Source organism: Streptomyces otsuchiensis (assembly GCF_004305975.1).
Lineage (GTDB): Bacteria > Actinomycetota > Actinomycetes > Streptomycetales > Streptomycetaceae > Streptomyces > Streptomyces otsuchiensis.
Genome location: NZ_BHZI01000077.1, coordinates 1 through 21,406, shown reverse-complemented (window position 1 = coordinate 21,406; position 21,406 = coordinate 1). Strand labels below are relative to the sequence as shown.

The window sequence follows — 21,406 nt, the reverse complement described above, 5'->3', positions numbered from 1 at the left end:
ACCCGGCCCGCCCCTGGGGCCACCACTTCTGCACCGCGCCGGGATCGGTGACGTTGTCGAGAACGACCAGCCAACTGCGGTCGGTCGTGGCGAGCCACGAGAGGAACGCCTGCGCGTCGGCCACCGGGTCGTCCCCGGTCGCGCCCGGGGCCCGCACGGCGGTGGCGGCCCGGGCGTAGGTGGTGACGACGGCCTGCTCTTCCGTCGCCGGTGTCCACACCACGAGCTGTGTGCCCTCAGCGACGGCGTCGCGGGCGTAGGAGGCGGCGAGCTGGCTCTTCCCGTACCCGCCGCCTCCGGCGAGAACCTGGGTGAGCACCGCCCCGCCACCGCCCCCGCCGCCGTGAGCACGGCGGGCGTGGTCGATCTTCTCCCGGACCGCTTCCCGGGGTTGCAGCGCGGATACCTGAGGTGGTGGCTGCCCGACCATCACCGGCCACTGGACGGGCAGTTCCGCGCCGGGGGCGTAGTGGTGGTGGGTGACGGGGCTGTGGGAGTAGACGTCCCGCGCTGTTCCGGCGGCGACGGAGCCGGGCCCCGCCGCGATGACGGACGCGCCGGGAGGTGAGCTGTGGGTGGGGGGTGTGGCTGCCGGGATCCGCGTCAGCTCTGGCGCAGGCCCGGCGTGCGAGGGTCCGGGGCCTGCCCGGCAGTCGAGGTGCCGCCTGTTTCCGGCGTCTGCGCCGGTGCGAGGGCGGGGGCGGGTGCGAGGTTGATATCGCCGGCGTTGCCGCCGACGGCCGCCGACCCGGCCCCGCTCGCGGTGACGGTGACGTCGCCGCCCGCGGTGGTTCCCCCGCCGGTGGAGCTGACTCCGCCGGGCACCGTGCGATCGGCGTCGGCGTTCTCGACGGCGGTGATCGCGTCGGCGAGCTGGGCGGCGAAGTCGGGATCGTTCCTCACCGCGCGCTTGAGGGCGTAGACGAGGGCGGCGCGGGTGTCCTCGGTCAGCGCTTCCTCTTCGGTGGTCCCGGGCCCGGCGGACGCGACGGACGCGTCGGTGGCTTCTTCGTCGAGGCCCGCGAGGGCGCTGTCGCCGCCCAGCCGCTCCCGCACGACGACGCTGAGACGTCCGGCCGCGATCTCGACGGCCTTGTCGACCACCCCCGTGGCGGCGCCTGCCGCGGCCCTCGCCCTGGCAAGGGTCCACCAGTACAGGTAGCCCGGCACACTGCTGACATCGATGTCCATGGTCCCCACCCCAACGCTGTTGCCCCGCCCGTGGAACCGGCCGCCCCTCACCCGTGGGGCCGGCCGTCATGGCGGGAGTGCTCCGAGAGGGAAGGCTAGCGCCCCGGCCGGGGCTGTGGGGTAGCAGATCGGTCGCGCGGGCCCGGCCACCGGACTCCCCGAACGCCGGAGGTGGCACGAGGTACCGGCACGGTGGATCGCCACGCGGAGTTGAGTCTCAAGCGGGTCGAGACCGCACAGTGGCAGCGTGGACGACGAGACGATGTACCCGATCGGAGACGTGGCGCGCCGTACCGGCCTCAGCGTCAGCGCCATCCGCTTCTACGCCGACGCCGGAGTGGTCCAGCCCTCCGCGCACACCACCGCCGGCTACCGGCTCTACGACGTCGAGGCCATCGCACGACTGGAACTCGTGCGTACGCTGCGCGAACTGGACACCGGCCTGCCCGACATCCGGCGGCTGCTCGACGGACAGACGACACTGCACGAACTCGCCACCGCGCACCTGGCCGTCGTGGACCGGGAGGCGGCCCGGCTGCGCGCACGCCGGGCGGTGCTGCGAGCGATCGTCCGGCAGGGCGGTAGCACCGAGCAGGCGGCTCTGCTGCACCGGCTGGTGTCGCTGTCCGACGAGGAACGGGAGCGGCTGATCCAGGAGTTCTGGGCCGACGTCAGCGAAGGGCTGGGCGAGAACCCGCGGTTCGTCGCCGAACTCAACTCGGCACCTCCCCGACTCCCGGAGGACCCCACTCCCGAACAGCTCGACGCGTGGATCGAGTTGGCCGCGCTGGTCAGCGATCCGGAGGTGCGGCGCGTGGTGCGCGCCGACCTCAACGAGCATTTCACCGACGGCGCCGGGCAGCTGCTGGTATCCCCCTCCGCACTCGACTCCTACGAGCGCGCCGCGCCGCTGCTGAAGGACGCCGTCGCGGCGCACCGGGCCGGCGTGGCCCCGGACTCCCCGCGCGCGCAGGAGCTGGGCGAACGGTATCTGCGCTGGCTGGGCGAGATGTTCGGCGCCTCCTTCGACGACGCGAGGACCCGCCGGGAGACGGCGGCCGGCATGTTGCTCATCGAGCCCCAGGTCCTCGCCGACCTGGAACGCGAGGCCCACGGGCCCCCACCGACCGACCCGCACGAGCGCTACCAGCGGCTCGTGCAGGTCGTCGACGGGACCATGGCGGCCAACCACGCCGAACTCGCCGCCTACGCCGCCGCGTACACCTGGCTCGCCGCCGTCCTCAACCCGGCCGCCACCACGCCGGCGGAGTGAGCACCTGTGCCTGGGCCACTGAACGGGCTGCCCGGAAGCAGGCGCCGGCACCCGGGGAGTTCGGTCGGGCTGCCGCGTGCGCGACCGTGTGGCGTGGCTCCGGCGGGCGAGGCTTTCCGGGACGCGGGGGCGGGCCGGCTCGCGCCCGGGTGGCGGAGGTCCCGGTGACGCGGACCGCTTCGCTCGGTCAGGCGGGGGCCGGGTCGGGGAGGAGGGAGTCAAGGATCGCGGCGGTGCCAGTGGGATCGGTCGTGTGGTGCACCGTGCGGATACCCAAGGCCTCGGCGGGCGGCAGGTTCTCCGCTCGGTCGTCCACGAACACACACTCCGGGCCGGTCAACTCCAGGGCTTCCAGTGTCCGCTGGTAGATCCGTGGGGAGGGTTTCCGCACTCCCTCCAGTTCCGAGAGGATCACCGCGTCGAAGCAGTCCGTCCACAGCCCCTTGTCCTCGTACGGGTTGTAGGGCTCGATTCCGAACGAGTTGCTGAGCATCGCCACCTTGATGCCCGCCGCGCGAGCACGGTTCGCCGCGGCGACGATCCGCGGCTCGGGGTGGAGATTGGCGAGGGCTCGACGCATCAGGTCGGTCGGGTCAATGCCCAGAATGCGGCCGATGACCCTGTTCCAGTCTTCCTGAGTCGCCTTCCCCACCTCAAGCGCGGCGTAGGTCGCGACACCGTCGGGATGCTCGCCCAGGGCCGCGAAGTACGCCCCGGGTGTCAGCCCTTCCGACCGCTCGAAGGCCTCACCGTTCGCTCTCATACGCGTGGTGAGCACACCACCGAAGTCGAGGATCAGGCCACGGTAGGGGGTTGGCAAAGCGACCTCCTTGGCCCAGCTGCTGCGATGTCTGCGCGTCGCCGCGAGGTGGCGGGACCGCTGCGTGCCTCACAAGGGAGCCGCCCGACGAGTATGGCCGCTGTCCGACGCGTGGCACAGGCGATTGGTCACAAAGGCCCCTTCCTGGCGCCCGCTTCCCGACGTCGCGCCCCGGAGCCGCGTCGTCAGGTGTCGTCGCCGGGGACGGTGGCGGCGGTGTCGGCGGCGGCGGCGTCCTCGTCCGAGAGCAGTGCGTTCACGCGTCGCAGGACGTCGATGTGGGCCTCGTTGTAGAACTCGACCAACGCGTGCACGATGACTGACCGGGCGACGGCCTCCTCCCGCCGGGAGTACGAACTCAGGTCGTGCAGCAGCGGATGGTCCTGTTTCTGCCTGCGGACTTCGGGAGCCATCCGCTCCGCGATGTCGCGCCGCGACTCCTCGGGCGCGTCCGCGGACAGGGCCTCGAACCGCGCGGCGGCGTCGCTGCGCGGTGCCGAGAGCTGCTCCCTGACCGCGGACATCGCCGAGGGAGTGAGGAAACTGGAAAACGCGACCAGGAACGACCGGTCGGATTCCGGCAGGTCCTTGACGGACGCCGGGAGGTCCGCCGGCAGATCGACGGAGGCACGGTCGTCGAGGATCGCCGCGAGCTCCCGCCGCATCCGCTGCTGACGGTCGATGCTCGCCGCCAGTTCCGCGTCCAGGCTCCGCAGCAGCCGCTCCACCTCCTCGTCCCCCGCCTCCGCCGACGGAATGTCCGACAGGGCCAGACCGAGGTCGACGAGCCTGCGGATGCGGAGCAGGCGGACGAGGTGCCTGGCGCCGTACTGCTTGTAGCCGTTGCCCGCTCGTTCCGGCTCCTCCAGCAGGCCGACCTGGTGGTAGTGCCGGACGGTCTTCAGCGTCGTCCCGGCCAGTTCGGCCAGCTGACTGGTGCTCCACGCCACCGGGTCGCCCTTTCCCGCGTTGCCGCTCCGTACCCGACCGCCGCGGTCGCGCCGCCGGTCGCGGTCGGCACCTCATTCAAGACTGTGTCCCCGGGGCACGGTCAACCAGCAGGTGTGCGCGGATCGTTCCGCGCGGTCCGCCCGAGGGTGTTGACCATGCCCCTGGGGCATGGAGTGCGATGGTCGGCGACCCCGACCGCGAGACCGGCTCTGGAGACCCCACATGAAACGAAGCCGCAGCATCGTCCGGACGTCCGCCCTCCTGGCCGTCGTCGGCCTGACCGTTCCGCTGGCCACCGCGCACGCCGTCGCGGAGGAGCCGGACGGCCCGGAGGTGCGGTGGAGCGCCTGCCCAGACGACGTGCTGGCCGAGGCGGCCCCGGTCGACCTGGAATGCGCCACGGTGCCCGTGCCGGTCGACTACTCCGACCCCGACGGCGAGCAGATCGATCTGCTGATATCCCGGGTGGCGAGCGCCAGCCCCGACCAGCGTCGCGGGACGCTCATGCTCAACCCCGGCGGGCCCGGCGGTTCCGGACTGGCACTGCCCGCGCTGCTGGTCAACCAGGGCATACCCGCCAGCGTCCTGGACACCTTCGACCTGATCGGGATGGACACCCGTGGTGTCGGCCACTCGGCCCCGGTCGGCTGCGGGTTCACCCTGGAAGGCGACTACTACTCGAACGTCCCTCCGTACGCGGCTGACGACGCGGCCGTCCTCGCCCACGCCGAGGTCGTGCGGCAGGCCGCCGAGGACTGCGAGCGCAACGACAGCGACGGGCTGCTGGCCCACCTGACGACGGCGAACATGGCTCGCGACCTCGACACCATCCGCGCGGCGCTGGGCGAGGAGAAGACCAGCTACCTCGGGTACTCCTACGGCTCGGCGCTCGGCGCCGCGTACGCGTCGATGTTCCCCGAGCGTTCCGACCGGATCGTGCTCGACAGCAACATCGGTGACACCCACCTCGACCGTGACGGCATGCGCCGCTTCGCGCACGGACTGGAGGAGACCTTCCCCCACTTCGCGAACTGGGCCGCCGCCCGGCACGACAGCTACCGGCTCGGGAGCACGCCGGAGGAGGTCCGCGAGACCTACTTCGTCCTCGCCGAGAGCCTTGACGAGGAGCCGGTGGCCGGCTTCGACGGAGTCACGCTGCGTCACATCACCTTCGCCATGCTGTACAAGCCGTCGCAGTACCCCAAGCTCGCCCAGCAGTGGCAGGCCCTGGCCACCGGGGACGAGGAGGCCGCCCGGCTGCTGTCGGAGGAGATCACCCCGACGCAGGAGGGGCCCTCGATCGACAACCCGATCTCCGTCTTCGCCGCTGTCACCTGCAACGACGTCAAGTGGTCCACCGAGGTGGACGACTACCGGCAGGCTGTCGCCGAGGACCGCGAGACCTACCCGCTGTTCGGTGCCGCCGCCGCCAACATCACGCCCTGCGCGTTCTGGGCGTACGAGCCCACCGAGCCCCCGGTGGCCGTCAACGACGACGGACCGCAGAACGTGCTGCTGGTGCAGAACAAGCTCGACCCCGCGACGCCGCACCTGGGCGCGGAGCTGCTCCGTGAGAAGTTCGAGGACCGGTCCCGGCTGCTCAGCGTGGACGACAGCGGTCACGGCGTGTACGTCCTCGGCGGCAACTCCTGCGCCCTGAACACGACCACGCGCTACCTCGTCGACGGCGAGATGCCCGCCGACGACGTCCTCTGCCCCGCTGACTGACCCACGTCCCACGCACCCGTCGGGTTGGGGCGGACGGCTCACGGAGCCGCCCGCCCCGCCCACGCGGGGGCACGAGCGGCCCGAGGCTGAGCCAAGACTGACCATCTCCGTGCCGAACACTGACCGGTGCGCCCCTCGGTGACCTCAAGTCGGGGCATTGCTGACAGCACACCAGTTCAGTACGTTGGATGCGCCGAGCACACTGGGGGGTTGTCGGTCGTGGGGCGTTCGTCTGACTGGTCGGTTTTGGGGTTGTCGTCGGATCCGACGCCGGGTGATCCGGAGCGGATCAAGCGGTTGGCGGAGCGTCTGGAGACCTTCGCGGATGATGCGGCGGAGGCGTTGTCGACGATCCGGGGGATGGTCGAGTCCGACTCCCTGGCCACCTTCGTCGGGTTGACGGCGGACGCGTTCAAGGAACGGTTCGAGAAGGTCCCGCCGAACCTGACCAAGCTCCACACCTCCTACGACCTCGCCGCCGCGGCGTTGGCGACGTACTGGCCGAAGCTGGAGGACGCACAGCGCGACGCCGACCGCGCCCTGACCGACGGCGAGTCCGCCGCGAGCGAACTCGCCACCGCACGATCAGCGTTGGAGACGGCCGTCTCTGAGCTGGAGGATGCCGAGGAGGCGGCGGAGGACCCGGACGAGGACGAGGTCCGAGGCGGTGTCCGCGAAGCGCTGCGCACCGCGAGCAGCGCGCATGAGGGAGCCGAGGCCGCGGTCGTCTCGGCCGAGTCCGCCCTCACCGCCGCGAAGGCCCTGGCCGGGCAGGCGAAGGAAGCACGCGAGAGCGCCGCCGAGATCTGCGCCGCGTCGTTGGAAGAAGCCTCGGAAGCGGGCATCCAGAACAAGAAGTGGTGGCAGAAGGCCGTCGACTGGGTGGTCGACAACTGGGACACCATCGTCGCCATCGCCAAAGTCGTCGTCGCCGTCCTCGGCATCGTCGTCATGATCATCGGCGGCCCGCTCGCCTGGGTCGTCCTCGCCGCCGCCCTCATCGTCCTCGCCGACACACTCATCGACTACGCCAACGGCAACGCCTCGTTGTGGGATGTCGGGTTCGCGATGCTCGACTGCATCCCCGGCTTCAAGGGCCTCACGACCGCGGCCGGCCTGGTGGCCGGTGCTCGCACCGGGCTGAAGAGCATCCAGCAGGGCGTCCGAGGGGCGGGGCGAGCCGCCCGGAAGAACGGACGTGAAGGCGCCACCCTCTTCTGCCGGTCCGACCCCGTGGACATGGCCACCGGTCAGGTGATCATGTCGTCCAGAGACGTGACGTTGCGTGCGGCCGTTCCGCTCGTAGTCGGCCGCTACCACCGGACCTCGGTGCTCACTGGGCGGTTGTTCGGCAGCGCCTGGATGTGCCCCCTTGACCAGCGTCTCGTGCTGGACGAGTCCGGTGCGAGGTTCCTGACTGATGACGGAATGATCCTGCACTACCCCGTTCCGCTGAACGACGCGTCGGCACCGGTCATGCCGGTCGAGGGGCCCCGGTGGGGCCTCACCTGGCACGGCGGGCCGGGCGGTGCCATGGTCGTGCACCAGCGGAGCCTGAACCGGATGCTGCGGTTCGAGCCCGTCCCAGGCACACCGGGCAACGTTCTCTCCCTGACGCGAGTGGCGGACGCGGCCGGCAACGGTTGGCACGTCGAGTACGAGGGAGGCCTGCCCAGAACACTCGCCTACGGCGAGTGCTACCGAGTCGATGTCGGCACTCGCCACGGTCGCATCACGCGGTTGAGCTTGGTGAGCGAGGAGGGTGTCGAGGACCTCGTGCGCTACGAGTACGACCGACGCGGCGACCTCACAGAAGTGGCCGACCACACAGGAGTCCCGCTTGTCTTCGGGTACGACGACCGCCGCCGCCTGACACGTTGGCAGGACCGCAGCGGGAACGGCTACAGCTATACATACGACGACGAGGACCGCTGCACGGCGACGCGGGGAGACGGCGGGTTCCTGAGCGGTGGTGTTCAGTACGAGGAGCGGGGGTCTCGGACGGTATTCACCGACTCGACCGGTGGCCGCACCGTCTACGTCTTCAACGACGCCTACCAACTCATCTCCGTGACAGACGCCCGCGGCAATACGACACGACGCACCTGGGATCGCTACGACAACCCCTTGACGGTCACCGACCCCTTGGGGCGCACGACCAGCTACTCCTACGACGAGTCCGGAAACCTGACGCGCATCGTCCACCCCGACGGATCCATGACCACCGGCGAGTTCGATACCTCAGGCCAATGGACCACTCTGGTCGACGAGGACGGCGCCACGTGGCAGAGGCGATTCGACGCGGTCGGCAACCTTCTCGAACGCCATGAGCCGGACGGCGCGCGCAGCAGATACTCCTACGACGCAGGCGGGAATCTCAGATCCCTGGAGCGGCCTTCCGGTGAAACAACACACTACGAGTACGGGGCAGCGGGGTTGGTCACGGGCGTCACCGACTCCGACGGGTCGATCACGCGCATGTCCTACGACAGGTTCGGCAACCTCGCCTCTGTCACGGCCCCTTCCGGCGCGCAGACCACATTCCGTTGGGACGCCTCGGGAAATCTCCTGACGGAACGGGCAGGAGACGCCGTCAGTCACTACGCGTATGACGCGGAGGGGAACCTCGTCCGGGAGTCGGGCCCCGACGGGCGTCAGCGGCTGCACGAGACGGGTGCCTTCGCCACCCTTACTGCCACCGTGACCCCCGACGGCGGACGCTGGCGGCGGGAGTACGACACGGAGCTCCGGCTGAGCGCGGTCACCAACCCGGTGGGGCAGCGTTGGGAGTACCACTACGACGCCGCCGGAAACCTCGCGTCGGAGAACGACTTCACCGGCCGCGAGACGCGGTACGAGTACGACGCGGCAGGAACTCTGATACGCCGGGTGTTCGCGGACGGCGGGTCGATCGAGTACTTCCACGACCTGCGTGGCCGTGTCACCGACACGCTGACGACCGACGGCCAGAGAGAACACTTCGCCTACTCGGCCGCAGGCCTGTTGCTCTCCGCCGAGAACCCGGCCGCGAGGGTCCTCCTGGAGCACGATGCCTGCGGACGGGTGACTGCCGAGGTCACCAACGGCTACCGTCTCGAACGCCGGTACAGCCCCGATGGCCACGGCACAGTCCGCACGACGGCGGCCGGCTCCGTCGTCGAGTGGGACTGGGCTCACGACCGTGTCCGGTCAATGCGAGTGAACGGCCGGCTACTGCAGTTCCGGCACGACGTGGACGGCATGGAGACCGCGAGGCGTGTTCCCGGCGGCCGGGAAGTCGTCACCACCCGCGACACGCTGGGCCGGGTGACCGGCTGCGAAGTCCGAGGCGACGGCCTGGCGAGCTCCTCCTCGTCCTACGTGTACGACCCGGCCGGCCGGCTTGAGTCACACCGTCGCGACGCGACTACCGTCGCCTACACCTACGACGACGCGGGGCGTCCAACCACCGTGCGGGGCCCGGGGGAACAAGGCGAGTTCTTCACCTACGACGGCGCGGGAGACCTCGCATTCCGTCGGGCCACCTCCCCCGATGGCGTGGAAACCCGCCACGTCAAGCGCCAGCACGGCCGGCCGGTCGCATCGAGCGGTCACTTCTACGAGTACGACGAGCGGGGACGCCTCATCACCCGGCGCGCCAGGACGCTCTCCGGGAAGAGCCGGGCTTGCAGGTTCACGTGGGACGACCACGACCGGCTGACGTCCTTCGAAAACGTCGAAGGCACGCGGTGGCGATACAGCTACGACCCCATGGGGCGACGCATCGGCAAGGAGTGGGAGAGCCCCGACGGCACATCATGCGGGGAGCGCTACACCTGGGACGGCACCCGACTCATCGAACGGCGCAGCCGTGGCGGCACCCTTGGCGCCGAGGAGGTGACCGCATGGACACACTCCGACATCGAAGCGTTCCCCCTGACTCAGAACTCATGGCGGACCCCCGCTGGCTCTCCGCGTGATGTGCTCGATGACGAGTTCTTCTCCATCGTCACCGACCTCGCCGGGGCCCCGGTCGAACTGCTCGACGAGGACGGTCGACGCGACCACCATCCCGACCGTCATCTCTGGGGCGAGCGGCGGGAGTCAGCACGGTCGATGGTGTGCCCGATCGCGCTTCTCGGTCAGTTCGACGACGGGGAATCGGGTCTTCACTACAACGTCTTCCGCTACTACGACCCGGTCACCACCAGCTACCTCAGCCCGGACCCGCTGGGGCTCATGGGGTCGGATCGTCCGTACGGCTTTGTGTTCGACCCTCTCACCGAGGCCGACCCGCTCGGCCTCGCGTGTGTCGCGGAGAACCTGATGAAGCGGGCCGTGCAGCTGCACGGCCTGCGCTCGAAGGGGTCACAGGGCTACACGACGACTGCCGTCATTCGAGCACGGACGCCGATGGGCGAGGTCGACGTGGTCGCGGGCAGCGGGGCGGGCCTCGCGAGGGCGCAGAAGAACGCGCTCAACTCCAACGGCCGCCCACCGGAGGTGGCGGCCACCAACATCGCCGGCCTCCACGCGGAGCAGAACGCGCTGGTCGAGATCATCTCGAACGGCTGGACCCCGGTGGCCGGGGGCGCGTCCCGAAGCGTCTGTCTCGATCCCTGCAAGGTACTCATCAACGCGGCCGGGGGGCGGGTGAGCGGTAACGTGTACCCGCGGGAATCCGGCACGAAGATCAGGACGTTCGAATGGTAGATCTTGAGGACGCTGTCGTCCGGTTCCGGGCTCACTCGCCCGAGGCGGCGTTGCAGTTGTTCGCCGCGACATGTGTCGAACGCGTGTGGGCCACGGGGCTTCTCGTGTGGTCCCGGCAGACCGGTCGCGAGCAGGACACCGCGTTCGTGGTCGGCTGCCTGGAACGGATCTGGTCGGACCTGCCGATGGCTGAGCGCGATCGGGCGGAGATGCGCGAACGCGTCGAGGCGCTCCCGGAACTCACCGTGGAGGAGCAGCCGAGCGGCCCCCTCTTCCACCCGCACTACGCGGCGTTGTGCCTCAGGGCGGCCATGTCGCCGGGCGACCGCGGCGAGAGCATCGATGTCACCGACCTGTCGCTGTTGATGTCGGAGTACGCGGATGCTCTCGACGAGCAGTTCCAGGACTCGTCCGAGGCCACGTGGCATGCGGAGGTGGCCTCCCAGCTTGCCGCGATCGGGAGGCTGGAGGCCGGGCCGCCCACTGAGGGCTGGGCCGGCGTGGCGGGGGCGATGCGTGTCGTCGCCCGGCGGGAGGGCCGCAGCCGTGGTGAGCGGTTGCGGCCCCTGGTCGACGGGGGCTGACCGCCGTGGATTCGGCTCGCGGTCAGGCGAGGGACTTCCACAGCTGGGCGGTGGCCTGGTCGATCTGGTCGAAGCGCTGGTGGATGCGATCCAGGACGGACGGTGCGCGGGTCGCCTCGTAGCGCAGGGCGAGTACGCCCATCGCGCGCCAGTGCCGGAGGAGGTCGTCGTGGAGGGCGAAGCACTCCTCTCCGGCTCCGGCGTCGGCCAGTGAGCGTCCCATGAGGGTCAGGCTGGGCACGGCGTACAGCACCGAGCTGTGGTGGAAGAGGCGGCGGGCGCCGACGGCGGAACGCTCCGGGGTGTCGGCGAAGCACTGGGCGCAGAGCTCCTCGTAGCGGCGGATCGCGGTGTGGAAGCGCTCCTCGGCGAAGTAGCGCTCGGCCTGCCGGGCGAGGGCTCCGCGCAGTTCGGCGCCGGCCGCGTCCTCGGCCGCCGGGACGGAGCCGTCCGAGCCGTCGGCTCCGGCGAGGTCGTCGGTGACGGCGTAGAAGAAGCCCATGCCGTCGTGGGACTCGGTCCTGATGCGGTCGGTGACCGCGCCGAGGAAGTCCTGGGCGGTCAGCCGCGCGCGGCAGCTGAACGGCTTGGGGCCGACGACCAGGGTGTCCAGGATCTCCACGTGCCGGTGGTCGTCGGCGATCCCCTCGATCAGGACCGCGTGGAGGTACGCGGGGTTCGAGGTGTAGATGTCGGCGTAGCGCAGGTGGGCCGTGTTGACCCAGACCACGACGGCCTTGAACCGCCGCAGCAGCTCCTCCAGTTGGGGCCCGGCACGGTCGGCGTCGATGGGTTCGGGGTGGACGGTGAAGCCCGAGCGCGCCATGCCGAGCGCCCCGGCGGCCTCGACCGGGAAGATGTACTCCGGGTAGCCCGCCTCGTCCAGGCCCGCCTGGAACAGGTAGCCGTCGCCGCGCTCGAAGACCGTCTGCTCGGCCACCGGGCGCCCCAGCACCCCGGTCAGGGCGGCGTAGCCGCCCGTCAGGCAGTTGACGGCCGTCTCCTCGTACTGCTCGACGACCTCGCTGTGCGACTCGCCCGTCGCCTGCTCGGTGGTCTCCGCCGGCGGTGTGGTCTTCCCGGTGCTCATGGCGCCCCCGTCGTCCGTGTCGTTCATTCTCTCCCCCGTGGTCAGTCGCGCAGTTCGAGCGTGCAGCACTTCACGCTGCCGCCTGCCTTGAGAAGCTCGGTGAGGTCCACGCCGACGGGTTCGAAGCCGCGTGCCCTCAGTTGTTGGGCGAGCCCGACCGCCGCCTCGGGCAGCAGGACGTGGCGGCCGTCGGAGAGGGCGTTGAGACCGAACACCGCGGCGTCCTCGTCGGACGCCAGGATCGCGTCGGGGAACAGCTCACGGAGTACCGACCGGCTGCCCTCGGAGAACGCGGCCGGGTAGTACATCACCTCGGTGTCCGACAGCACGGCGATGGCGGTGTCCAGGTGGTAGTAGTCCGGGTCCACCAGCCGCAGCGTGGTCACCGGCAGGCCGAAGAACTCCTGCGCCTCGTGGTGCGAGAGCGGGTCGGTCCGGAAGCCGGTCCCGGCCAGCAGCCGTCTGCCGACGGTGAGGATGTCCCCCTCACCCTCGTTGATGAACTCGGGCCAGTGCAGTTCCCGGTACCCCTGGCTCCGGAACCACTCCAGGTACGCCGGGCCCTCGGCGGTCCGCTCCGCGTGCCGGAAGCGGGCGCCGAGCACCCGCCCGTCCACCACGGTGGCGCCGTTCGCCGCGAAGACCATGTCGGGCAGTCCGGGGAGCGGATCGATCTCCACCACCGTGTGGCCCAGGTCCCGGTAGAGGCCGCGCAGTCCCTCCCACTGGCTCACCGCGAGCGAGGTGTCGACCGGCTTCTCCGGGCGCATCCAGGGGTTGATCGAGTAGGAGACGCCGAAGTGCTCGGGCCGGCACATCAGGAAGCGGCGCGGGGTGGCCGTTCGCGCCGCTGGGCGTGCCGGGGTGTCGGCGGGACGCGGGTGATCGGGCATGTGTCCTTCTTCCCGGGTGCGGGTGGGCGGGGGTTGTCGACGTGGTGACGTCGTGACCGTGACCGTGCGGGTGGCGGTTCCGGTGGCGGTTCCGGTGGCGGGGACCGGGGCGGTTCCGGTGACGGTGGCCGGGCCCGGCGCGCGGGCGGAGAGCTCGGTGAACGTCGGGGGTGTTCGTGCGACGACGGCGGCCAGGAGGGTTCCGGCCGGGTCGGCCCAGTCACGGAAGCGCCAGCCGCCCGCGGAGCCGCCGACGTCCGGGCCGGCCGCCGGCCCCGTCCCCGGCCCTGCCCCCGTCCCCAGTGGGCCCACATCGCTCTCGCGCAGCCCTCCGAGGGCGGTGGACCCGACCTTGACCAGGCATTCCTTGCGCACCCAGTGCCGCAGGAAGGCACGCCTGGGGTCGGCCGACCCCAGGACCGTCGACAGTTCCCGGTCGCCGAGGACCCGACGGGCCAGCCGGGGGTCGAACCGCACGGCGGTGACCTCCTCGACGTCCACGCCGACCGGCCCCTGCCCAGCCGCCGCGGCGACGGCTCCCCGGGTGTGGGAGAGGCTGATGCCGACGCCGGGGTGGTCCGGCAGGAAGGGCCGTCCGTGGTCGTCCGCCGCGCAGTGCGGGCACTCCTGGCGTACCACCAGGGTGTTCGCGGGCACGCCCAGGTACCGGGCGGCGCACAGCCGGACGAGGATGTGGGCGGCGAGGTAGTCCTCCCTGGCTCGGGAGGAGGACACGGCGTCGGCCCGGGCGAGTTCCTGGCGGCTGAACGGCGTGGTGCGGGCGTACGGCAGCAGGTGCACGGTCCGCCGGACGACGGCGATCGGCGGTCGTGCGGGCGCGGCTTCCGGCGCGGGCGGCGACGCGGGTGTGGGCGCCGACGCGGGTATGGGCTGTTGGAGCATCCTCGTGGTTCTTCTCGTGCGGATCACGGTGCCGGCGGCCGGTTCAGTGCCCCATCGACAGGCCGCCGTCGACGGGCAGGACAGCGCCGGTGACGAATCCGGCGGTCTCGTCGGTGAGGTAGCCGACGGCCGCCGCGACCTCGGACGGTTCGGCCATCCGTCCCACCGGGACCTGGGCCAGCAGCGCCGTCCGGCGGTCCTCCGGCATGGCGGCGACCATGTCGGTGTCGGTGTAGCCGGGGGCGACGGTGTTCACGGTGATGCCGTGGCCCGCCACCTCGCGGGCGAGCGAGCGGGCGAAGCCGATCAGGCCGGCCTTGGAGGCGGCGTAGTTGGTCTGGCCGACCGCGCCGGCCAGCGCCACCGCCGAGGAGACCAGCACGATGCGTCCCCAGCGCGCCCGCATCATGCCCCGGGTGGCGAGCTTGGCGGCGAGGAAGGCGCTGGTGAGGTTGGTGCGGAGGACGTCGTCGAAGTCCTGTTGCGTCATGGTGAACAGCGGCCGGTCGCGGGTGATCCCGGCGTTGACCACCAGTACCTCCACCGGTCCCAGTTCCGCCCGGACCTCGGCGAACGCCGCGGTGATCTGTTCGGGCTCGGTGACGTCGCACCGCACGGCGAACAGCCCCTCGGGCGGCTCGCCGCTCCGGTAGGTGACGGCGACCCGGTCGCCGCGGTCGGCCAGGTGCCGGGCGACGGCGAGCCCGATGCCACGGTTCCCGCCGAGCACCAGCGCGGTGCGTGCCATGTTCCCGTCCCTGGGGTGGGGGCGCCGCGTGGGGCGGCGGCCGGTGGATGTGTCGGTCTGCGTGGCGTTGATGCCGGGGCGTGCGGCGGGCCGCGCGCGAGCGGGCTCAGCTCCGGGCACCGGGTTCCCCTTCCAGGGCGGCGAGTTCGGTGGCCAGCAGCGTTCCGATGGTCGCCGCGCGGCGGGCGGTGAGCATGTCGAGGTGGGCGCAGTCGATCCGGTGGTCCCGGATTCGCCCGCCGACGTGGGGCTGCCAGCGGTCGACGATGGGTTCGTCCCGGCCGGGTTCCTCCGTGGCGGTGAAGAAGAGGAGGTCTCCCTCGTAGCGGCCCGGCCGGAACTCGCGGCGTATCCGGATCAGGTTGCGGACCACCTCGATGAGCCGCTGGTCGTCCGGAACGACCTGGCGTACGGCCGCGATCTCGTGGATGACCAGCCGTTCGTACCCGGCGTCGTAGACCCAGGGCCCGGACAGTTCGTCCTCGCCGAGCATCGCCGTGTCGAGGAGGGCGACCAGGTCGACCCGTTCGCCCTCGGTCTGGAGCCGGGTGGCGAGTTCGTGGGCGACCATCCCGCCGAAGGACCAGCCGAGGAGGCGGTACGGGCCGTGCGGCCGTACGGCCCGGATCTGCGCGAGGTAGTCGTCGGCCAGTTCGGCGAAGCTCGCCGGGAGTTCCTGCCCGGCGAGCAGTCCGCGTGCCTGGAGCCCGTAGACCGGCTGGCCGGGCTGGAGGTGGCGCAGCAGCGCGGCGTAGGCCCAGCTGAGCCCGAAGCCGGGGTGGACGCAGAACAGCGGTGCCCGGTCGCCGTGCGTGCGCAGCGGCAGCATCACGTCGAAGTCGTGGCTCTGTTCGAGCCGGTCCAGCCGCCCGGCGAGCGCGGCGACCGTCGGCGTCTCGAAGAGGTCGCGCACCGTCACGGGCGCGCCCAGGGTCTCCCGTACCCGCTTCATCAGCCCGACCGCCAGCAGGGAGTGCCCGCCGAGGTCGAAGAAGCTGTCGGTGGCGGTGACGGCCGGGAGGCCCAGCGCCTCGGCGAAGAGCGCGGCGAGCGCCTTCTCCTGCGGGGTCTCGGGGGCGCGGGCGCCGCCGGCGGCCTCGAAGCGCGGCTGCGGGAGGCTGGCCCGGTCGAGCTTGCCGCTGGGAGAGAGCGGCAGGGCGGGCAGCACCATCAGTTCCGGGACCATGTGGTCGGGCAGCAGCCGGGCGACGGCGGCGCGCAGTTCGGCCAGGTCGGGCGTGACGCCGGGGGCGGGGGTGACGTAGCCGACCAGCCGTGGGTCGCCGCCGCCGTCGGAGCGCACCACGACGGCGGTCTGACCGACCTGGGGCTGCTGGGCGAGCACGGCCTCGATCTCGCCCGGTTCGACGCGGAAGCCGCGGAGCTTGACCTGGTCGTCGGCCCGGCCGATGAACTCCAGCTGTCCGTCGCGCCGCCAGCGGGCGAGGTCGCCGGAGCGGTACATGCGGGAGCCGGCGGGCCCGAAGGGGTCGGTGACGAAGCGGGCGGCGGTGAGTTCGGGACGGCCGAGGTAGCCGTGGGCCACCCCGGCGCCGGCGATGTACAGCTCGCCACGCACTCCGGCGGGTACCGGCCGCAGGGCCCGGTCCAGCACGTACAGCCGGGTGTTGCGCAGGGGCCTGCCGATCGGCGGCACCTCCGAGGGCGCGCCGTCCGTCTCGCGGACCCCGGAGGCGCTGGCGTACACGGTGGCCTCGGTCGGCCCGTAGGCGTTTACCAGCCGGGCGCCGGGGGCGGCGAGCCGGAGCTGTTCGGCCACGTGGGGCGCCAGGTGCTCGCCGGCCAGTACGAGATAGTCGACGCGCACCCGCAGCCCGCCGTCCGTGACGAGGCGGGCCAGGACGGAGGGGACACCGCTGATCAGCGTCCCCTCCCAGCTGCCGCGCTCGCCCAGTTCGAGGAGGTCGCGGATGATCTCGACGCTGCCGCCGGAGAGCAGCGGGCCGAACAGCTCGAAGACGGAGACGTCGAAGTTGAGCGAGGTGGAGGCCAGTACGCGCTCCAGGCCGTCGCCGAACGCCTCGGCGGCCCAGGCGGCGAGGTTGGCCACGTTGGCGTGGCTGACGACGACGCCCTTGGGCCGCCCGGTCGAGCCCGAGGTGTAGATGACGTAGGCGGTGCGGCCGGGATCTCCGGGCACCTGGAACGGGCCGGCCGGCGCGGCGGCCAGCTCGGCCTCCAGCTCCGGATCGTCCAGGCGGAGGCACGTGGTCGTCGCGGGCAGTCCCGCCGCGACGGTGGAGTCGGTGAGGACGAGGACCGGCCGGGAGTCCTCCACCATGAAGGCGAGCCGCTCGCCGGGGTACGCGGGGTCGAGGGGGACGTACGCCCCGCCCGCCTTCAGCACGGCGAGGACGGCGGTCAGCATCCGGTCGGAGCGGGGCAGGGAGATACCGACGTAGGAGCCCTCTCCGACGCCGCGCGCCACCAGGGCGCGGGCCAGCCGGCCGGCCCGCTCGTCCAGTTCGCGGTAGGAGAGGACGGTGTCGCGCCAGACCACCGCGGGCCTCTCGCCGCGTCGCAGGACCTGTGCGGCGAACAGCTCGGCGAGTCCGGCGCCGGTGACGGGCGCCTCGGTGTCGTTCCACTCGGTCAGGACGCGGGAGCGTTCGGCGGCTCCCATCAGCTCCAGCTCCGCGACCGGGTCCTCCGGCCGCTCGGCGGCGCCGGCCAGCAGCAGCGCCAGATGTGCGGCCAGCTCGGTGACGGCCGCCGCCTCGAAGCGTTCGACGTCGTATTCGAGGTAGATCCAGGCGTCCTCGCCGCTCTCCACGAAGGTGAGCATCAGTTCGAAGGCGGCGGTGGCGTTGGCGACCGGCAGCCGTTCGACGCGCAGCCCGGCGGCGGTGACCGCCTCGGTGGGCAGCACCCCGTGGTTGAGGCCGATCTGGAAGACCGGCTGCCGCCCGAAGTCACGCGGCGGGTTGACGGTGCGCACCAGATGGCTGAAGGAGAGATGCTGGTGCCGCAGGCCCTGGAGCGTCTTGGCACGGACCTGGCGCAGCAGGTCGAGGAGGGTCGGGTCCTCGTCCTCACCGATCTGGAGGCGCAGCGGCATGGTGTTGACGGTGAGTCCGACCAGGCCCTCGGAACCGGCCTGGAGCCGGCTGGACATGGGGACTCCGAGCACCAGGTCGCGCTCACCGGTGTACCGCGTGAACAGGGCGAACGCCCCTGCCGCGAGCACGGAGAACAGTGACGCGCCCTCGGAGCCGGCCAGCGCGCGCAGCCGTGCGGTGACCTCGGGCGGCAGGTCGTGGCGTACGGTGCCGGCCCGGCGTCCGGTGGCGCCGGCCGGCCTGGACTGCGGGAGGTCCAGGGTCGCGGGCGCGCCGGCCAGTTCGGAGGTCCAGTGCTGTGCCGCCCGTTCCACCCGCCGGGCCGAGGAACCGCCCCCGGTCCAGGACTCGATGAAGTCGGCGTAGCCGAGCGCGGGTGGGGCCAGTGGGTCGGGCTTGCCGGTGGCGTACGCGTCGTAGAGCCGCTCGAACTCGTCCGCGAGCACGTCGAGCGAGGCACCGTCGGCGACGGTGTGGTGGGCCGCGAGCAGCAGCACGTGGCGCTCCTCGCCGAGCCGCAGCAGCGTGGTGCGCCACAGGGGGCCGGTGGAGAGCGCGAACGGCTCGTCCTGGGCCCGGCCGTAGTGGGCGTGCAGCGTCCGGGGCAGCGACTCCGCGTCGATGTGGCCGAGGTCCACGACGGTGAGGCCGGCCTCGACCGCGTCCGCGACGAACTGGGCGGTGGCGCCGTCCTCCTCCCTGATGCTCACCCGCAGCGCGTCGTGGCGCCGGCCGAGGGTCTCCAGCGCGGCATGGAGCGCCGCGCGGTCCAGCGGCCCGTCCAGTCCGAGGGCGAGCGCCACGTTGTGCGTCCCCGGGCTGCCGTGGGTCTGCTCGGCGAAGAGGACGCCCTCCTGGGCGGGAAGTAGGGGGAGTTGTCTGACGGCGTTGGGCATGGCGGTCCTGTCGCGGGCGCGGTGGCCGGTCGGGTCGGGTACGGCGGGGCCTACGCCTGCGGGCCGGCGGCGAGGATCTCGATCGCCCGGGCTGCGAAGTCCTCCAGTTCCGCGTCCTCGGTGGCCGCGCTGATGTACATCGGCTCCTCGATGTCGGGCGCCAGGTGGTATCCGGCGCGCCGCATCCCCTGGTAGAGGGTGGTGTACGGCTGCTGTTCCTGGGCGGCGACATCGGCCTTGCGCCGCAGGGGGGTGCCGTCGGGCACGAAGATGAACGCGAAGACGGAGCCGGTCCGGACGAAGGTGAAGTCGAGGCCGGCGGCGTCCCGGTGGCGGAGCACCGCCGCTTCGAGGAGGGCGCCCTTGCGTTCCAGTTCCTCGTAGAAGCCGGGGCGGGCGAGTTCGTCGAGGGTCGCCAGGCCGGCGGCCATGGTCAGCGGGTTACCGGCCAGGGTGCCGCCCTGCAGCACGCGCTCCTCGTCGAGGAGCCGCATGATGTCGGCCCGGCCGCCGAACGCCCCCACCGGGGTGCCGCCGCCGATGATCTTCCCGAAGGCGGTGAGGTCGGGGGCGACGCCGAGGAGGTTGCTGGCGGGGCCGTTGGTGAGGCGGAAGCCGGTGATGACCTCGTCGAAGATGAGGACGGCGCCCTCCTGGTCGCAGATCTCGCGGATCTCCCGGAGGAAGCCCTCCTCGGGCAGGACCAGGGACATGTTGCAGGCGATGGGCTCGATGACGACGGCCGCGATCTCGCCCTGGTTCTCGGCGAAGAGCCGGCGGACGCTCTCGGCGTCGTTGTACTCGGCGAAGAGGTTGGACCGCATGGCGACCGGGTCCAGGCCGGCGTCCCGCATCCGGGCCTCGTCCTTGTTCTGCACGAGGTCGAAGTGGCCGTGGTAGCCGCCGTTGAACCGCAGGACGCGGGTCCGGCCGGTGTGGGCGCGGGCCAGCCTCAGGGTGGACATGACGGCTTCGGTGCCGCTGCAGACGAAGCGCAGCTGGTCGAGGTGGTCGGCGGTGGCGGTGATCCGCTCCGCGAGTTCGACCTCCTGCCGGCAGTACGTGCCGAACAGCGTGCCGCGTGCGGCCTGTTCGGCGATAGCCCGGGCCACGGGCTCCGGCGCGTGGCCCAGGATCAGCGGGCCGAAGCCGCACATGAAGTCGACGTAGCGGCTGCCGTCCACGTCGAAGAGGTGGGCGCCGCGGGCCTCGGCGACGACCAGCGGGTCGGTGTCGACGTTGCGGCAGGCGCGCAGCGGGGAGCTGGCGCCGGCCGGGATGACCGTCTGCGCACGCTTGATCTCGGTCCTCATGACTGCTTCTCCGCTTCGGTCTGGATGGTGCACTCGGTGAGCAGGACGTCGAGCAGCGCCTCGGCCTCTTCGCGGGTGTCGCGCGCGAAGTAGGCGGTCAGGACCGTCTCGAAGCTCAGGGGCGGGGCGAGGACGAACGCGCCCTCGGGCTTGTGCAGGTGGACGGTGGTGACGTCGTTCTTCTCGCACGCGGCGACGGCGGCGGCGGTGTCGCGCAGGAAGCCGCTGCGCGGGATCGGCGCGTCGAACTCCAGGGCCACCCGGTGGTGGGCGGGCCGGGGGTCGACCGGGGAGCGGCCGAGCCGGTGCAGGAGGTCGTAGGCGTCGATGCCGGTGCAGATCCTCAGCTGCTGGTAGGTGGTGGTGCCGCCGCCGCACAGCCGGGGGGCGAGTTCCAGGATGCGCAGCCGGCCCTCGGCGTCGAAGCGGAACTCGGCGTGGAAGGGCGAGTCGTCCAGGCCGACGCCGGGGACGACGCTCTCCAGCAGCTGCTGGAAGCCGGTGCCCAGCCGCGGGTCGAAGGGCTCGGTGAGGTAGGCGATCTCGTGGAAGAGCGGCCCGACCAGCGGCGGCAGCTTGCGGTGGACCTGGAGCGGGATCACCCGGCCGGCGCTGACCACGCCGTCCACGGCGTACTCGTTGCCGTCGAGGTACTCCTCCGCGAGCATCGAGGACTGCCCGGCGCTCTCCCGGAGCAGGGTGCAGACCCGTTTGGTCTGCACGAACGCCTTGGCGAAGTCGGCGGGGCCGTCGACCCGGACGACGCCCGCGCTGTAGAAGCCGTTGGAGGGCTTGAGGACGATCGGGAAGGTGAGCCCGGCCTCCTCGACCTCCTGGAGGGCGGCGGGCGCCCGCAGCTTCGGCGACAGCACCACATGGCGGGTGATGTGTCCGCTGACGGACGGGTGCGCCTTGAACCGGGTCTTGTCGGACAGGCACAGCAGGGCGTCGATGTCACGGGCGGGCATGCCCAGTCCGGCGCGGATGAGGTCGAGCTGGATCTGGTAGCTGTCGTGGAAGGAGATGACGTCCTCGACGGCGTCGAGGTCGACCGCGGCGCGGGCGCCCTCCAGGGTGTCGGCGCTCCAGCTGTCCCGGGTGTCGGGGTCGAGCGCCGGAGGGGCGAAGAACTGGACGGTGATGCCGTGTTCCCGGGCGTAGCCGAGGTAGTCGGTGCAGTTCTCCCGATGTCCCAGGAGCAGTACGTTCACAGTGTCACTTCGGCTTTCGGTCCGTGGCGTGAG

The 21,406-nt window shown here is 71.6% G+C and carries 13 protein-coding genes and 2 pseudogenes; 4 read left to right on the top strand and 11 right to left on the bottom strand.

Annotation, left to right across the window (positions count from 1 at the left end; genetic code table 11):
- Together E0D90_RS09830 and E0D90_RS09825 are read right to left on the bottom strand one after the other, a co-directional pair.
- Nucleotides 1–430, bottom strand: a pseudogene (locus E0D90_RS09830) (tetratricopeptide repeat protein); the annotation flags it as partial.
- A gap of 173 nt (nucleotides 431–603) precedes the next feature.
- Nucleotides 604–1,191 carry a hypothetical protein gene (locus E0D90_RS09825; protein WP_130797384.1) on the bottom strand — a complete coding sequence of 196 codons (588 nt, stop codon included), beginning with the start codon at nucleotides 1,189–1,191 and terminating at the stop codon, nucleotides 604–606.
- A 247-nt stretch (nucleotides 1,192–1,438) separates the two neighbouring features.
- On the opposite strand from E0D90_RS09825, the gene E0D90_RS09820 reads away from it, so the two are divergent.
- Nucleotides 1,439–2,464: a MerR family transcriptional regulator gene (locus E0D90_RS09820; protein ID WP_130797383.1), complete on the top strand. Its 1,026-nt coding sequence runs from the start codon at nucleotides 1,439–1,441 to the stop codon at nucleotides 2,462–2,464.
- A 187-nt stretch (nucleotides 2,465–2,651) separates the two neighbouring features.
- Here the strand turns inward: E0D90_RS09820 and E0D90_RS09815 are convergent, their stop codons facing one another.
- Entirely contained in the window at nucleotides 2,652–3,284 is a 633-nt protein-coding gene (locus tag E0D90_RS09815; RefSeq protein WP_130797382.1) for an HAD family hydrolase, read from the bottom strand.
- Between the two features lie 185 nt (nucleotides 3,285–3,469).
- The gene (locus E0D90_RS09810) at nucleotides 3,470–4,234 is read right to left on the bottom strand and encodes a MerR family transcriptional regulator (RefSeq protein WP_130797381.1); all 765 of its coding nucleotides are present in this window, start codon (nucleotides 4,232–4,234) and stop codon (nucleotides 3,470–3,472) included.
- A gap of 223 nt (nucleotides 4,235–4,457) precedes the next feature.
- Here E0D90_RS09810 and E0D90_RS09805 point away from each other — a divergent pair, with 223 nt between their 5' ends.
- The 3 genes from E0D90_RS09805 (at nucleotide 4,458) to E0D90_RS09795 (ending at nucleotide 11,239) form a co-directional block, all read left to right on the top strand.
- A complete protein-coding gene (locus E0D90_RS09805; protein WP_130797380.1) occupies nucleotides 4,458–5,963 on the top strand; it encodes an alpha/beta hydrolase in 1,506 nt (501 codons plus the stop codon).
- 126 nt (nucleotides 5,964–6,089) lie between these two features.
- Nucleotides 6,090–10,655 (top strand): DUF6531 domain-containing protein, encoded by a 4,566-nt coding sequence (locus tag E0D90_RS09800; RefSeq protein ID WP_369008421.1) that lies wholly within the window; start codon nucleotides 6,090–6,092, stop codon nucleotides 10,653–10,655.
- A complete protein-coding gene (locus E0D90_RS09795) occupies nucleotides 10,649–11,239 on the top strand; it encodes a hypothetical protein (RefSeq protein ID WP_130797378.1) in 591 nt (196 codons plus the stop codon). Before E0D90_RS09800 ends, E0D90_RS09795 begins: the two co-directional genes overlap by 7 nt.
- 22 nt (nucleotides 11,240–11,261) lie before the next feature.
- Here the strand turns inward: E0D90_RS09795 and E0D90_RS09790 are convergent, their stop codons facing one another.
- From E0D90_RS09790 to E0D90_RS09765, 7 genes and pseudogenes are all read right to left on the bottom strand, one after another.
- Nucleotides 11,262–12,356, bottom strand: a complete 1,095-nt coding sequence (locus E0D90_RS09790; RefSeq protein ID WP_130797377.1) for a hypothetical protein — start codon at nucleotides 12,354–12,356, stop codon at nucleotides 11,262–11,264.
- A gap of 14 nt (nucleotides 12,357–12,370) precedes the next feature.
- Nucleotides 12,371–13,222 (bottom strand): dimethylargininase, encoded by an 852-nt coding sequence (ddaH, locus tag E0D90_RS27745; RefSeq protein WP_227870108.1) that lies wholly within the window; start codon nucleotides 13,220–13,222, stop codon nucleotides 12,371–12,373.
- 339 nt (nucleotides 13,223–13,561) lie between these two features.
- Nucleotides 13,562–14,125 (bottom strand): annotated as a pseudogene (locus E0D90_RS27740) (4'-phosphopantetheinyl transferase family protein); the annotation flags it as partial.
- A 43-nt stretch (nucleotides 14,126–14,168) separates the two neighbouring features.
- On the bottom strand, nucleotides 14,169–14,873 hold the full coding sequence (gene fabG / locus E0D90_RS09780) for a 3-oxoacyl-ACP reductase FabG (RefSeq protein ID WP_103529690.1): 705 nt from the start codon (nucleotides 14,871–14,873) through the stop codon (nucleotides 14,169–14,171).
- Between the two features lie 106 nt (nucleotides 14,874–14,979).
- Nucleotides 14,980–18,849 carry a non-ribosomal peptide synthetase gene (locus E0D90_RS09775; protein ID WP_130797375.1) on the bottom strand — a complete coding sequence of 1,290 codons (3,870 nt, stop codon included), beginning with the start codon at nucleotides 18,847–18,849 and terminating at the stop codon, nucleotides 14,980–14,982.
- 50 nt (nucleotides 18,850–18,899) lie between these two features.
- Nucleotides 18,900–20,162 carry an aspartate aminotransferase family protein gene (locus E0D90_RS09770; RefSeq protein ID WP_130797374.1) on the bottom strand — a complete coding sequence of 421 codons (1,263 nt, stop codon included), beginning with the start codon at nucleotides 20,160–20,162 and terminating at the stop codon, nucleotides 18,900–18,902.
- Nucleotides 20,159–21,373, bottom strand: coding sequence for an ATP-grasp domain-containing protein (locus E0D90_RS09765; RefSeq protein ID WP_103503889.1), 1,215 nt, complete (start codon nucleotides 21,371–21,373; stop codon nucleotides 20,159–20,161). Before E0D90_RS09765 ends, E0D90_RS09770 begins: the two co-directional genes overlap by 4 nt.
- Nucleotides 21,374–21,406 lie beyond the last annotated feature (33 nt).